The 13,707-nt window shown below is 69.2% G+C and carries 14 protein-coding genes; 10 read left to right on the top strand and 4 right to left on the bottom strand.

Annotated elements, in window-relative coordinates; translation table 11 throughout:
* Nucleotides 1–64: 64 nt before the first annotated feature.
* The 10 genes from VMD91_11240 (at nucleotide 65) to VMD91_11195 (ending at nucleotide 10,162) form a co-directional block, all read left to right on the top strand.
* Complete coding sequence (locus tag VMD91_11240) at nucleotides 65–817, top strand: TetR/AcrR family transcriptional regulator (protein HTW84635.1); 753 nt, start codon at nucleotides 65–67, stop codon at nucleotides 815–817.
* The gene (locus VMD91_11235) at nucleotides 814–2,013 is read left to right on the top strand and encodes an acyl-CoA dehydrogenase family protein (GenBank protein ID HTW84634.1); all 1,200 of its coding nucleotides are present in this window, start codon (nucleotides 814–816) and stop codon (nucleotides 2,011–2,013) included. Before VMD91_11240 ends, VMD91_11235 begins: the two co-directional genes overlap by 4 nt.
* Nucleotides 2,013–2,690 carry a histidine phosphatase family protein gene (locus tag VMD91_11230; GenBank protein HTW84633.1) on the top strand — a complete coding sequence of 226 codons (678 nt, stop codon included), beginning with the start codon at nucleotides 2,013–2,015 and terminating at the stop codon, nucleotides 2,688–2,690. The genes VMD91_11235 and VMD91_11230 overlap by 1 nt, the downstream gene beginning before the upstream one ends.
* Entirely contained in the window at nucleotides 2,687–3,751 is a 1,065-nt protein-coding gene (locus VMD91_11225) for a phosphotransferase family protein (protein ID HTW84632.1), read from the top strand. Before VMD91_11230 ends, VMD91_11225 begins: the two co-directional genes overlap by 4 nt.
* Nucleotide 3,752: 1 nt before the next feature.
* Entirely contained in the window at nucleotides 3,753–4,529 is a 777-nt protein-coding gene (locus VMD91_11220; protein ID HTW84631.1) for an SDR family oxidoreductase, read from the top strand.
* A 48-nt stretch (nucleotides 4,530–4,577) separates the two neighbouring features.
* On the top strand, nucleotides 4,578–6,323 hold the full coding sequence (locus VMD91_11215) for a methyl-accepting chemotaxis protein (protein HTW84630.1): 1,746 nt from the start codon (nucleotides 4,578–4,580) through the stop codon (nucleotides 6,321–6,323).
* A gap of 93 nt (nucleotides 6,324–6,416) precedes the next feature.
* Complete coding sequence (locus tag VMD91_11210) at nucleotides 6,417–6,809, top strand: hypothetical protein (GenBank protein ID HTW84629.1); 393 nt, start codon at nucleotides 6,417–6,419, stop codon at nucleotides 6,807–6,809.
* 76 nt (nucleotides 6,810–6,885) lie between these two features.
* Nucleotides 6,886–7,401: a MarR family transcriptional regulator gene (locus VMD91_11205; protein ID HTW84628.1), complete on the top strand. Its 516-nt coding sequence runs from the start codon at nucleotides 6,886–6,888 to the stop codon at nucleotides 7,399–7,401.
* Nucleotides 7,402–7,670: 269 nt separating this feature from the next.
* Nucleotides 7,671–8,654, top strand: coding sequence for a hypothetical protein (locus tag VMD91_11200; protein HTW84627.1), 984 nt, complete (start codon nucleotides 7,671–7,673; stop codon nucleotides 8,652–8,654).
* Between the two features lie 176 nt (nucleotides 8,655–8,830).
* On the top strand, nucleotides 8,831–10,162 hold the full coding sequence (locus tag VMD91_11195) for a G1 family glutamic endopeptidase (GenBank protein ID HTW84626.1): 1,332 nt from the start codon (nucleotides 8,831–8,833) through the stop codon (nucleotides 10,160–10,162).
* Nucleotides 10,163–10,176: 14 nt separating this feature from the next.
* Here VMD91_11195 and VMD91_11190 read toward each other — a convergent pair whose 3' ends face one another.
* From VMD91_11190 to VMD91_11175, 4 genes are read right to left on the bottom strand one after another with little or no spacing between them, the layout of a single operon-like run.
* The gene (locus VMD91_11190; protein HTW84625.1) at nucleotides 10,177–11,196 is read right to left on the bottom strand and encodes a branched-chain amino acid ABC transporter permease; all 1,020 of its coding nucleotides are present in this window, start codon (nucleotides 11,194–11,196) and stop codon (nucleotides 10,177–10,179) included.
* On the bottom strand, nucleotides 11,193–12,071 hold the full coding sequence (locus tag VMD91_11185; GenBank protein HTW84624.1) for a branched-chain amino acid ABC transporter permease: 879 nt from the start codon (nucleotides 12,069–12,071) through the stop codon (nucleotides 11,193–11,195). The genes VMD91_11190 and VMD91_11185 overlap by 4 nt, the downstream gene beginning before the upstream one ends.
* 6 nt (nucleotides 12,072–12,077) lie before the next feature.
* Entirely contained in the window at nucleotides 12,078–12,791 is a 714-nt protein-coding gene (locus VMD91_11180; GenBank protein ID HTW84623.1) for an ABC transporter ATP-binding protein, read from the bottom strand.
* Nucleotides 12,788–13,552, bottom strand: a complete 765-nt coding sequence (locus VMD91_11175; GenBank protein ID HTW84622.1) for an ABC transporter ATP-binding protein — start codon at nucleotides 13,550–13,552, stop codon at nucleotides 12,788–12,790. Before VMD91_11175 ends, VMD91_11180 begins: the two co-directional genes overlap by 4 nt.
* Nucleotides 13,553–13,707 lie beyond the last annotated feature (155 nt).

Genomic DNA, 13,707 nt, shown 5'->3' with positions numbered 1-13,707 from the left:
CGCCGCCCTCGGTCCGTCTCCTTGTAGGTAAATCGCGCATGACGTTCAAGTCATCTTACCACACATGGCGTATGAGGTCACCAAGACGATCGCCGGTCGCGCCTACCGCTACCGGGTCGAGAGCGTCCGCGACGAGACCAGCGGGAAGCGCCGCAACCGCTGGACCTATCTGGGCCGGGCATCCCCCGACCCCGACGGGGTCGCGCGCCCGCGGGCACCCCGCGGGAACGCACGGGAGCGGCTGCTCGACGCGTTCGAGCGTTTGCTCGCCGACCGCGACTACGAACAGGTCACCGCCGACGCCATCGCGGCGGAGGCCGGCCTGGCCCACGGGACCTTCTACCGGCACTTCCGCGACAAGCGCGATGCCCTGCGGGGAGCGCTGGGCCGGGTCCGCGAGGAGAACCGGGTCAGCTTCGACCGGCTCGACGACGCGGTCGCCGGCCTGGCGGAGGCGCGCGCGCAGATTCGCGGTCTGGTCGACGGCTTGCGCAAACCGCTGCAGCACCCGGGACTGTTGCGGGCTACCCAGGTGCTGGCGCTGCGCGACGAGGTGCTGATCGAAGAGCGCCGCGCGTTCCAGCGGGCGGCGACGCGCCGGCTGGCCGAGCATCTGCGGGCCCTGGGCGCGCGCGGGCTGGCCGACGTGCGCGATCCCGATGCAACCGCGGGGGTGGTGCTGAACTTGCTGCAGGGGATGGCCCGCGAAGCGATCGTCGAAGGCGTCGGCCCCGACGAGGCGCGTCTCGCCGCCGCGGCGGACGTGCTCGACCGCGCAGTATTCCCCGATCCGACGCGAAAGATAGTCACATCATGACGACAACCGCCGCCGCTTCGCTGCTCGAGCGTCTCGAGGCGTTCATGGCCTCCGACGTCTATCCGAGCGAGTCCGTCTACGCGCAACAGCTGCGCGCGGGTCCCTCGCCGTGGATACAGCCGGCGATCATGGAGGAGCTCAAGGCCAAAGCCAAAGCGCAGGGGCTCTGGAACTTGTTCTTGCCCGAACCGGAGTACGGCGCCGGGCTCTCCAACCGCGAGTACGCGCCGTTGTGCGAGGTGATGGGCCGCTCGACGATCGGTCCGGAAGTCTTCAACTGTAGCGCGCCCGATACGGGCAACATGGAAGTCTTCGCGCGCTACGGGACCAAGGACCAGCAGGACCGCTGGCTGCGCCCGCTGCTCGACGGGACGATCCGCTCGGGCTTCGCGATGACCGAGCCCAACGTCGCATCGTCCGACGCGACCAACATCCAGTCGACGATCCGGCGCGACGGCGACGCATACGTCGTCAACGGCACCAAGTGGTGGACGTCGGGCGCCGGTCATCCCGACTGCAAGGTGCTGATCTTCATGGGCCGTTCGAACCCCGACGCGCCCAAGCACCAGCAACAGTCGATGATCATCGTGCCGATCGATACGCCCGGCGTGCGCGTCGTGCGCCCGCTGCCGGTGTTCGGCTACGACGACGCGCCGCACGGTCACTGCGAGGTGCGCTTCGAGAACGTGCGCGTCCCGGCCGAGAACATGCTGCTGGGCGAGGGCCGCGGCTTCGAGATCGCGCAAGGGCGGCTCGGCCCCGGGCGCTTGCACCACTGCCTGCGCTCGATCGGCGTCGCCGAACGGGCGCTCGAAGCGATGGTCGCGCGGTCGAAGGAGCGCGTCGCGTTCGGCAAGCCGCTCGCCGAGCAGGGCGTGGTGATGGAAGCGATCGCCGACTCGCGCATGGACATCGATCAGGCGCGCCTGCTCGTGTACGACGCCGCGCGGCAGCTCGACGAGCACGGCAACAAGGCCGCGAAAGCCTCGCTGGCGATGGCGAAGGTCGTCTGCCCGTCGATGTCGCTGCGCGTCCTCGACCGCGCCATCCAGATCCACGGCGCGAAGGGCGTCAGCGACGACACCTTCCTCGCGCGCGCCTACGCGCACCAGCGCACGCTGCGGCTGGCCGACGGCCCGGACGAAGTCCACCGCGTGACGATCGCCAAGGAAGAGCTGCGGAAAGGCACGCGATAGTGGCGCGCGTCGACCCGCTCGAGGAACTGGGCCTGAGCCTGGGGTCGGGCGCGGCGGAGCTGTACGTGGTGCGGCACGCCGACGCGGTCCCGGAATCCGACGACGCGTTCACCGTCTACGACGACTACGAGCAGCACCCGCTCAGCGCGCGCGGACGCGATCAAGCCGAGCGCACCGCGCAGCGGCTGCGCGAGGTCGGGCTGACCGCGATCTACGCGAGCCCGGTGCGCCGCGCGCGCGAGACCGCCGAGGCGATCGCGGCGGCGAGCGGACTGCCCGTGCAGCTCGAGCCGGACGTCACCGAGATCACCATCGGGCCGGTCGAAGAGGGGATGCCGCTGCGCGCGCGGCTGGCGTGGCTGGCGATGGTCGCGATGCGCGACGGCTCGTGGCGCGGGATTCCCGGTACGGAGGACGGCGCGCGGGTGCGCGAGCGCATGCTGCGCGCGCTCGACGGGATCGCCGCGCGCCATCGCGGCGAGCGGGTCGCCGTCGTCTCGCACGCCGGCGCGATCAACGCCGCCGTGGGTGCGATCGCCGGCACCGCGCACGACTTCTTGTTTCCGCTGGCCAACACGTCGATCTGCGTGGTGCGCATCGGCGGCGGCCGGCGGCTGCTGATGAGCGCGAACGAGACGGCGCACCTGACGGCCGCGCCGGCGCGGAGCACGCCGTGATCCAGCGCGACGCCGATACGATGGACGTCCGCGAGGAAGAACGGCTGGACGTCGGGCGGCTCGAAACCTATTTGCACGAGCACCTCGAGGGCGCGCGCGGCCCGCTCGAGCTGCGGCAGTTCGGCGGCGGTCACGCCAACCTGACCTATCTGATCCGCTTCGGCGAGCGCGAGTGGGTGCTGCGCCGGCCGCCGCTCGGCCCGGTCGCGCCGGGCTCGCACGACATGCGCCGGGAGCACCGCGTCCTCTCGGTCCTCAACGCCAGCTATCCGCTCGCGCCGCGCAGCTACCTGCTGTGCACCGACCACGCGATCATCGGCGCCGACTTCTTCGTCATGGAGCGCCGGCACGGCATCGCGTTCCGGCGCGAGATCCCGGTGCAGTGGGCGTCGCGTCCGGAGATCATGCACGGCGTCGGCAAGAGCCTGATCGACAACCTGGCCGCGCTGCACGCCGTCGATCCGGCGTCGGTCGGGCTGGGCGAGCTGGGCAAGCCCGACGGCTACGTGCAGCGCCAGGTCGACGGCTGGATCGAGCGCTGGAACAACGCGCTCACGCCCGACGTCGCGCCGGTCGAGCCGTACGTCGGGTGGCTGCGCCAAACGGTCCCCGCCGCGCGCCGCGCGACGCTGCTGCACAACGACTACAAGCTCGACAACACGTTGCTCGACGCCGAGCATCCCGACCGCACCGTCGCGGTGCTCGACTGGGACATGTCCACCCGGGGCGAGCCGCTGATGGACTTGGGCGCGCTGCTGTGCCTGTGGGGCGAACGCGGCGACGGCGCCGCCGGGCAGCACGGCCGGATGCCGACCGATCACCCCGGCTTCTACACGCGGCGCGAAGCGGCCGAACGGTACGCGCAGGTCTCCGGCGCCGACCTCTCCGACCTGCACTGGTACGTCGTCTTCAACACCTTCCGCTATGCGGTGATCCTGCAGCAGATCTACGTGCGCTACGTGCGCGGGCAGACGCACGACGAGCGCTTCAAGAATCTCGGCGCGGCGGTGAACGTCGTCACCGAGCGCGGGATGGAGCTGCTCGAACGCGGTTCGCTCTGAGGTGAGCGACGATCTCTTCGACCTGCGCGGGAAGGTCGCGATCGTGACCGGCTCCTCGCGCGGGATCGGGCGCGCGATCGCGACCCGGTTCGCGCAGCGCGGCGCGCGGGTCGTCATCTCCAGCCGCGACGCGGAGGCCTGCGCGCAGGTCGTCGCGGAGCTCGCCGCCGCCGGCCACGCGGCCCTCGCGATTCCGGCGCACGTCGGCAAGAAGGAGCAGCTCGCGGCGCTCGTCGCCGGCACCGTCGCGCACTGGGGCGGGCTCGACGTCGTCGTCGCCAATGCCGCCGTCAACCCCTACTACGGGCCGTTGGCCGAGATCGGCGACGACGCTTGGGATCGTATCCTGCAGAGCAACGTGCGCGGCACGCTGTGGCTGGCACAGGCGAGCTTTCCGCACATCGCCGCGCGCGGCGGCGGCGCGGCGATCTTCTTGAGCAGCATCGTCGGCTTGACCGGGACGCGCAACATCGGCGCCTACGCGGTCTCGAAGACCGCGCTGATCGGCTTGGCACGCAGCTTGGCCGTCGAGTGGGGCCCGCGCGGCGTCCGCGTCAACTGCATCGCACCGGGCATCGTGCGGACCGACTTCGCCAAGGCGCTGTGGGACGATCCCGCCGTCGCCGACCCGGCCGTCGCGCGCGCGCCGCTGCGGCGGCTGGCCGATCCCGACGACGTCGCGGGGACCGCGCTCTACTTGGCTTCGCGCGCCAGCGCGTACGTGACCGGCCAGACCATCGTCGTCGACGGCGGGTTGACGATCGACGCGGGGATGTAGCGCACCTAGCCTTTCGGGGGTAGCCGGGAGCGAACCGAACTGCCGATGATGGGAACCATAGCCCTCGTCCCGGTGGTCCGCATGGAACTCGACTCCAGCGTGCGCGGCGAAGTCGCTGCGCCGGCGCTCGCGCTTCTGGCCGCGCATCTGCGCGAGCTGGCCAACCCGCAGCACGTCGTCGATCTGACCCGCACCTTCGCACCGCCGCCGGGCGCCGGTCCGCTCGAAGCGGAGGCGTTCGCCGCGCTCGACGCGTTCGTCGCGCGCGTGCACGGCGTCTTGGCCGCGATCTGCCGCAGCTCGAACGACGCTTCGCGCGCCGCCGCCGAGAACGCGTTCCTGCTGCGCCGGATCGCCGAGGTCACCGAACGGCAAGCCGACGAGACCGCGCAGTTGGCGACGGCGGTCCATCAGACCGCGCAAGCCGCCGCCGTCGTCGCCGAGTCGAGCGACGCGACCCGTTCGCTGACCGACGAGCTGCAGCGCTTTGCGGCGACCTCGTTCGAAACGATGGACCGCTCGTTGGAGCGGCTGGGCGAGCTGCGCGCGCACGCGCAGCAGGCCGTCGCCGACGTCGCCGTCGTGGTCGAGCACGCCGGGCAGATCGAGTTGATGCTCGACGTCATCGACGACGTCTCGGTGCGCACCAACTTGTTGGCGATCAACGCCGCGATCGAGGCGGCGCACGCCGGCGAGCACGGGCGCGGCTTCTCCGTCGTCGCCGACGAGATCAAGAAGCTGGCCGACTCGACCCGCAGCTCGACGCGCGCGATCGCGCAGCTGGTGCGCGACGTGCGCGCCGCCGTCGGCTCCGCGCACGAGGCGACGACGCACAGCGCGGGCGAGACCGCCGCCGTGACCAGCGACTCCGCCGCCGTGCGCGAGGACCTCACCCGCATGGGCAGCGTCGTGCTGGAGGCGAGCAGTCAGATCGCGGCGATCGCGGCCGCGGTCGACGAGCAGTCGGCGACGCTGCACCAAGTCTCGCGCAACGTCGCCACGCTGAATCAGCACGGCGAGGAGTCGGCCGCGCACGCCGCGCGGGCGCGCGGTCTGGTGCTCGGGGAGATCAACGCCGCGATCTTCGGGTTGGCCGGCGGCTTCGCGCTGGGCACCTTCTTCGACCGCGTGCGCGGCTGGGGCGACGCCTTCGCCGCCGAGGTCGAGCACGTGCTCGCCGACGCCCTCGCGCGCGGGCACGCGCAACGCGCGCAGCTGCTCGACGACACCTACGAGCCGCTGACCGGCGCGCTGGTGCGCACCCTCGCGCGCCTGTTCGACGTCACGCGCGCCGGCGCGGGCTTCGATCCGCCCAAGTACCGCACCGCCGGCGACCAGCTCGTCGACGAAGCGCTGGCGCCGGTCTGCGACGCCTGGGCCGCGTGCGATCCGCGCCTGGTCTTCGCCAGCGTCACCGACCTCAACGGCTTCGCGGTGATGACCTCGCGCGCGCTGCGGTGCGACTGGACGGGTGAACGCGCGCTGGACCTGGCCGGCAACCGGGTCAAACGGATCTTCGAGGACCCGATCGGCCTGGGCGCCGCGCGGGCCGGGCTGGGCGCGACGGGCGTCCCCAAGCGCGCCCGGCGGGCCGACTTCGCCCGGCACGGGATCGACCTGCGCCGGCCCGCCGGCCCGCGCGGTTTCGCGCTGCAGACGTACGCCCGGGACACCGGCGTCATCCTCAACGATCTGGCCGTCCCGGTCTACCTGGGTGAGGACCGCTTCGGCTGCGTGCGCATCGGCTACGAGTCCAGCGAGGGTCTGAGCGAAACGAAGGAGCTCTCCGACTAAAGTCTGTTGTCTTTATATCAATCAATATGATATAAAGGGTGTGTTCAAGAACTACCGGCGGCTCGGCCGCCAAAGGACACCAACGGACACACCATGACCAGCAAGCTTCTCCTCGCCTCCTTCGCCGCTGCCACCCTGGGCGTGTCGGCCGCGGCCCTCCCCGCCAGCGCACAACAGGGCGTCTCTCCGGTCTCCGTCGTCGGCTGCGCGGTCAACGTGCAGGAGAACGGCGCCTACAACGAAGGCGCGTCCCCGACGTTCAGCTCCGGCGACCTGAGCATCTCGTTCGTCAACAACGGCGACCGCCCGGCGACCGCCGTCGAGTTCGCCGTCCACGCCGGCGGCCAGACGCAGACCATCGTCGCCCAGGGCAGCTTCGCCCCCGGCACCGAGATCACGAACGACTTCGTCCCGACCGTCGCCGCCCCGACCTCGTGCGACGTCGAGGCCGTCACGTTCAGCGACGGCACCACCTGGCACGCCTAGCCCCGCGCAAGAAGGTTTCTTGCAAGACCCGTCGTGGCCGTCCCGAAGTGGGACGGCCATGGCCGGACCCCGCCCCATGGAAAATCTCCTCCCCGACGCCGCCCTCTACTGCTACAGTGGCCACCTGCTCGCCGTCCTGAAGTACGCCCAAGGCGTCTCGAAAGCGGCCCTCGAGCGCGAGCTCGACGAGCTGGGCCTGACCGGTCAACAGTTCCTGGCGATGGCGCTCATCGCGATGAACGCCGACATTTCCGCCGCCGAGCTCGCCCGGGCGAGCTTCGTGACCCCCCAGGCGATGAGCGCGACCGTCGCGCGGCTCGAGGCCCGCGGCCTGATCCGGCGGGTTCCGTGCCCGACCGGCGGGCGCACGTTGGAGACGCGGCTGACGCCGGCCGGCGAGGATCTCCTCGCGCGCGCCGAGACGCGGGCCGCCGCGATCGAGAACTATTTGCGCGACGAGCTCGGCCCCGAGCAGTTCGACACGCTCATGAGCGCGCTGCAGCGCTGCTCCGTGGCGCTGGCCTCCGCCGCCACCGAGACGGTCACGCACCGCCCCTGGGCGGCCCATTCGAGCACGTCGAGCGACGAATAGGCCGCGGTCCCCGGCAGGCCTAGCGGCACCCTTTTCAGGAACTTATTTGACGAGCAGGTCGTTGGGGTGTTAAGTATTGCCTCACAGGGCTGCTTAACGGAAAAACGTTCTTTTTGCACGATCAAGGGCACAAAGGAGTTTCGGGCGTCGGCGTAGACGCACGGGACTTTCTTCATGGGGCGCGTCGTTTCGGAGCGGCTCCCCACGTCCGGGCCTCGGAACCTGCAGCGAGAGCGTCTCACCACTCCTCATCTCTTTCAGGAGAGCCGATGACAGGACGCACTCTCTTCGCCAAGGCGGCCGCCGCCGCGTTCGGCGTAGTGCTGGCGGCAACGACAGCCGCTCCCGCCTTCGCCGACGACCCATTCAGCCGCGTCGTTCTCACCGTGACCCCGCTCTACGTCGTGTCGACGAACGGCGGTCAGCCCGAACAGAATCAGACGGCGGCCGGCGACACCAACGAAACGTTCCTCGACTACGGCGCCAACATCACGATCAACAAGGCGCTGAGCATCTATTACTCGCACGACAACGCCGACTTCACCCTGGACACGCTCCAGATCGGTCCGGCACGCGTCCCGATCGGGCAATTGCGCGACCGCTTCGACACCGAAGGTCTGAAATGGAACGCCGGCTCGGGCGTCTCGATCACCGCCGGTTACAAGAACCGCAGCCGCGAATGCTGCCCGGCCGACGCCCAGAACCCCGGCTGGATCGGCTACCACGGTCCGTTCGTCGGCGTGAACTACGCCTTCGGGCCGCTGAGTTCGATCGGGCCGATCTTCGACTTCGACCTGCAGGCTCAGTACGTCGACCACCCGTACAACGCCGCATTGGCCGCGCCGTGGCAGACGCCGACGATCATCAACGCGTTCACCGGTCTGCCGCAGTCGAACCCCGTCTATCAACCCTATGGCGGCAGTGGCTTCATCTATCCGGCGTCGATTGCCGTGCACGTTCCGATCGACCACAACCACACGATCATCCCGTTCTTCCAGTTCGGACGCCTGGCGGACTACTTCGCCTCCGACCCGGGTCCGGAATACTACAACGTGACGGTCGCCGGTCTGGTCAAGGTGTTCGCGCCGTGGCTGGTGTTCCACGCCGCGATCGTCAACCTGAAGGAAGAGACGAGCCTCAACTACCCGTTCGGCACGATCCGCGACGGGTTGCCCAACCCGGCCGGCGCGACCAACGATTGGGTCCGTCTGACCACCGTCAACATCGGCCTGGACTTCCACTTCCGCGGTTAGCCGCCGAAGAGACAACGAACGAAGTCCAGAACCCCCGTACAACGAAAAGCGGCCCGGCTACGCCGGGTCGCTTTTTCTTATCTGTTTTGATAAGTTGACGATCCGGTTGCGTCACCATACGATCGTAAAGCAACTTGACACTTTGCCTTCTTAGGGTGTTGAGAAAGGAAGAACCGATGCGGCTCTTCGCTGGCTTTGCTGCGGCTTCTTTGCCCTTTGCTGTGTTCGTGCTGAACGCGTGCTCAGGAGGAGCTGGTTCGTTCGTTGATCCTGGTCACGCGGACGCCCCGGCGTCCGTCGTTCGGCGAACGGCCTCACTGCCGTCGAACCCGCCGCAGCAGTTCAGCGCGATTCGAATTGCAGCTGCGCCGAACGTTCGCTGCACGCTGTCGTCGTCTACGGGCGCTTCAGCGCCATTGGCATTCTATACCGATCAGAACGGGGACGGCACGCTCTACGTCAGCGCGATGGCGACCAGCAAGCTGGATCCCGTGACCGCATCTTGCGGTTCCGGAGCGGGTCAACGAACGATCACCATCGATCCCAAGACCGCGCGACCCGTGACGGCTGCGGCTCCGATCGCGCCGATCGCAAGCGACAGCGACGTCCAGCAGGCGATTGCGAGACTCGGGTTTGACCCGCGGTCCGCCACACCGGAGCAACTGATCGCGGCGCACCTGCCGACACGGCCGCCGGCGACCACGGGGACCGCGTCCTACAACGCCTGGTTGAAGGCAGCCGTAACGCCGATTCAGCATTTCGTCACTACCTCGACCGCGGATCCGAACGTTCAGCATACCACCACCTTCGTCGGGTACCCGAATTGGTCGGGCTACACTAGTCAAGGTCCGCAGGGCACGTTTCAATACGTGCAAGGGTATTGGACAATCCCGGCCGATCCGGTCTGCGCGACGACGTTTTGCGAGTCGGCGATCTGGGTCGGAATCGACGGCAATGGACCCGTCGAGCACGCGAACGTGTTCCAAGAGGGCGTCGATATCAACGCGACCCACGAGAAGGACGAGTTCGGCATCTGGCTGCCGCAGTTTTGGGATTTTGTGATGTGGCACGAGTACTACCCCGTCGAGCCGAGCGACGAGAACGACTTCAACGTCGCGCCCGGCGACACGGTCTTTTGCTCCACCGCCCAGGTGACCGGAAGCGGCGTCAGCGTCCGTCACTATTGCGAAGACCTGACGTCGGGGACGGCGTCATCGGGGAACTGGAGCAACGTCGGTTCGGCGTTCGCGATGGACTCGGCCGAATGGATCCTCGAGCGCCCGACGCTCAACGGCAGCGACGAGTACGACCTGACCGATGTCGGAAGCGTCCTGATATACGGCGCCGAGGTGGAGAGCGGCGGCACGTACCTTGACTATGGTCAAACGGCGACCTATTGGAACCTCGAGAACGACACGATGCTCGGCGTTAGCGGCGATACGCTGGCGACCGGGACGGCGACGTCTTCCGACTCCGAGCTCTACCTGAACTGGGTCAATTACTACTAGGCTTTGCGGCCTCGCTAGGCGGGCCGTAGCCGTCGGACCGCGCCGGCGAGGCCGCCGGGGACGAACAGCACCAGCACGATGAAGAGCACGCCGAGCAAGAACAGCGGCTCGGAGAGCGGGACGCGCAGCAACGCCGGCAGCGAGGCGACGGCGCCGCTGTTGGAGAGGCCGACGAGGCGGAAGTCGAGATACTCGTAAACGATCCCGCCCAGCACCGCGCCCCATAGCGTTCCGACACCGCCCAAGACGACCATCACCAGCAGCGCCAGCGTGAAGCTCGAGGTGGTCACTTCGGGATTCGCGCCGCCCTGCAGCAGCAGGTACACGATCCCCGCGCACGACGCGAGAAAGCCGGCCAGCACGAACGCGCCGAGCTTGTAGAGATACGGGTTGAGGCCGAGCACGCCGACCCGGCGCTCGTTCTCGCGAATCGCCTGCCAGACGTGCCCGGCCGGCGAGTTCACCGCCCACCAGGCGACGGCGTAGGTGACGATCAGCGCGGCCAGCGCGATCCAGTAGAGGTTGTGCGTGTTGGCGACGCCGACCAGCGCGGACGGCAGCACGTCCGGTCCGAGCGCCAAGCCTTCCTCACCGCCGGTCAGGCCGCCGGGATTCTGCATCACCAGGATCGAGCCGGCTTCGGCGAAGGCGAGCGTCACCATCGCGAACGGGATGTCGCGCATGCGCAGGCAGATCGCGCCTAGCACCAGCGGCAAGAGGATCCCGACCACCGCGCTCACCGCGATCGCGCCGCCCAGCGGCAAGTGCCAGCGGTTGAGCGCGATCGCCGTGACGTAGACGCCGGCGGTGAAGTAGAGCGCGTGCCCGAACGAGAGCAGGCCGACGTAGCCGAAGACGAGGTCGTAGGTGAGCGCCAGCGCGCCGAACACGAAGCACAGGCCGAGCAGGTTGAGCGTTCCCGGCGCGTCGAGCGGCGCGTCGAAGATCGCCGGAATCGACACGCCGATCCAGGGCAGCGCGATCAGCACGACGCCGATCAGCGCCAGCACCACGATGCGCGCGACGCGGTTCACGCCGCCGCTCCGGCGAAGCCGCCCGGTCGAATCAGCAAGACGCCCGCCAGCAGCAGCACGACCGCGAAATCGCCGACGCCGGCGGCGCCGTAGAAGTTGAGGAATTGCTGCAGGACACCGACCACCACCGCCGCGATCGCCGAGCCGACGACCGAGCCCAATCCGCCGATGACGACCACGATGAAAGCGAAGATCAGCATCGCGCTGCCGCGCACCGGATCGATCGTGCCGTAGTATGCGCCGGCCAGCCAGCCGGCCAAACCCGCGGCCATGCCGCCGATCGCGAAGACCAGCGTGAAGGCGCGCTGGACGTCGATGCCGAGCGCTTCGACCATCGCGCGGTTCTCGACGCCCGCGCGCACGATCAAACCGTAGCGCGTACGCCGCAGGAAGAACAGCAGCAGCGCCAGCACCAGCAGCGCGGCGCCGATCGTGATCCAGCGCGTGTTCGGAATGTCGGCGCCGAGCACCGGCGTCGTGCCGCCCATCCAGTCGGGCAGCGTCAGCTGCTTGGGATCGCTGCCGAAGCCGCCTTGCACGAGCGCGACGGTCGCCAGCGCGAGGCCGACCGTCACCAGCACCTGACCCACGTGGCGCGCGTAGAGCGGGCGGATCAGCACGACTTCGGTCAGCGTCGCGAACACGCCGCCGGCGACGATCGCCGCCACCAGACCGACCAGCCATTGCAGCCACGGGCCACCCGGGACGGCGCTTCCGGCGACCCAGCCGGCGTACGCGGCGACCGTGAAGAACGCGCCGTGCGCGAAGTTCAGCACCCGCATCAGGCCCCAGATCAACGAGAGGCCGGCGGCGATGAGAAAGTAGAGCGCTCCCAACCCGATGCCGGTGATGGCGAGCAACGCGATCGTACTCAACGCTGGTCAGTGACTCCCCGCGGTCGCGAGACCGAGATGTTGGCGCGCCAGCGCCGGATCCTCGAGCAGCTGCTCGACGTGGCCGGTGAACGCGACCCGGCCCTGGTCGAGCACGACGACGTCGCCGACCAGCGCCTGCGCGACCCGCAGGTTCTGCTCGACGAGCAGGATCGTCGCGACCTCGGTGGCGCGGCGCAGCGCGTCGGCGACGTTGCGCACGTACAGCGGCGAGAGTCCCTTGGTCGGCTCGTCGATCAGCAGCAGCCGGTTTTGTGCGTTGAGCAGCGCGCGCGCCAGCGAGACCATCTGCTGCTGGCCGCCCGAAAGCGTGCCGGCCCGCTGGCTTGCACGCTCCTTGAGCTCCGGGAAGAGCTCGTAGACCAGGTCGTAGCGCAGCGGCGAGCCGGCGCGCTCGGCCAGCCGCAAGTTCTCTTCGACGGTCAGGCCGGCGAAGACGTCGCGGTCCTCCGGGACGTAGCCGACGCCGCGCCGCACGATGTCGTGCGTACGCGCGTGGATCAGCTCTTCGCCGGCCAGCGTGACGCTGCCGGTCCGTGGCACCAAGCCGAGGATCCCGCGCAGCGTGGTCGTCTTGCCCACGCCGTTACGTCCCAGCAGTCCGGTGATGCCGCCCTCGCGCACGTCGAACGAGACGCCCTGCAGGATGTGCGACTCGCCGATGTGCACGTTGAGGTCGCGCACGCTCAGCAACGCGCTCACAGCGGGTCTCCCAGGTAGGCCGACTGGACGGTCTCGTTGGCGACGATCGCCTCCGGCGTGTCGACGGCGAGCAGCGAGCCGTGGTGCATCACCGCCATGCGATCGGCCAGCCCCATGATCAAGTCCATGCGGTGCTCGACCATCAGCACGGTCTTGTTCTCGTCGCGGTGGATGCGGTCGATCAGCTCCATCATCTCGGGGACGTCCTCGACCGCCATCCCCGCCGTCGGCTCGTCGAGCAGCACGACGCGCGGATCGCCGCACAGCAGGATCGCCAGGTCGAGCTTGCGCTTCTCACCGTGCGAGAGCGAAGCCGCGTGCACGTTCTCGCGAGCGCTCAAACCGACTTTCGCCAGCGCTTCGCGCGCCCGCGCCAGCGGTGCGCGCTCGCGGTCGGCCAACCGCAGCAGCGACGCGCTTCCGCCCAGGTACGCTTGCGCGGCCAGGCGCGCGTTCTCGAGCGTCGAGAGGCCGGCGAACACGGTCGAGGTCTGAAACGTGCGTCCCATTCCCAGCCGCGCGCGCACGTAGGTCGGCGCGTGGGTCACGTCGTGACCGGCGAAGTCGATCGTACCCGACGTCGGCTGCGTGACGCCGGAGAGCAGGTTGAAGAGCGTCGTCTTCCCCGCGCCGTTGGGGCCGATGATGACGAGGAACTCGCCTTCCCGCACGTCCAGCGAGACGTCGTCGACGATCGCGACGCCGCCGATACGCAAGCCGAGGCCCGCCGTGCGCAGCACCGGCGGGCCGTCCGCGGCCATCACCTGGGTGCTATTTGAAGGGACGCACCGGCGGTGCGACCGCCTCGCGCGGGATCGTGCGCAGCAGCTTGGGCTCGAAGCCGGTCCCGGCCGGCTCGAGCTTGGCCACGAACATCGGCTGGAGCAGCGCGTGGTCGGCGGCGCGCACCACCTCC

It is taken from the genome of Candidatus Sulfotelmatobacter sp., assembly GCA_035504415.1.
Lineage (GTDB): Bacteria > Vulcanimicrobiota > Vulcanimicrobiia > Vulcanimicrobiales > Vulcanimicrobiaceae > Vulcanimicrobium.
Note: the sequence above shows the minus strand (reverse complement) of the source record. Positions and strands in the feature narration are given on the sequence as shown.

What these genes read in the sequence shown, in the direction of transcription:
- VMD91_11240 (HTW84635.1), top strand. Translation starts at nt 65, where the DNA reads ATGGCGTATGAGGTCACCAAGACGATCGCCGGTCGCGCCTACCGCTAC.
- VMD91_11210 (HTW84629.1), top strand. Translation starts at nt 6,417, where the DNA reads ATGACCAGCAAGCTTCTCCTCGCCTCCTTCGCCGCTGCCACCCTGGGC.
- VMD91_11235 (HTW84634.1), top strand. Translation starts at nt 814, where the DNA reads ATGACGACAACCGCCGCCGCTTCGCTGCTCGAGCGTCTCGAGGCGTTC.
- VMD91_11205 (HTW84628.1), top strand. Translation starts at nt 6,886, where the DNA reads ATGGAAAATCTCCTCCCCGACGCCGCCCTCTACTGCTACAGTGGCCAC.
- VMD91_11175 (HTW84622.1), bottom strand. Translation starts at nt 13,552, where the DNA reads ATGGCCGCGGACGGCCCGCCGGTGCTGCGCACGGCGGGCCTCGGCTTG.
- VMD91_11200 (HTW84627.1), top strand. Translation starts at nt 7,671, where the DNA reads ATGACAGGACGCACTCTCTTCGCCAAGGCGGCCGCCGCCGCGTTCGGC.
- VMD91_11195 (HTW84626.1), top strand. Translation starts at nt 8,831, where the DNA reads ATGCGGCTCTTCGCTGGCTTTGCTGCGGCTTCTTTGCCCTTTGCTGTG.
- VMD91_11215 (HTW84630.1), top strand. Translation starts at nt 4,578, where the DNA reads ATGGGAACCATAGCCCTCGTCCCGGTGGTCCGCATGGAACTCGACTCC.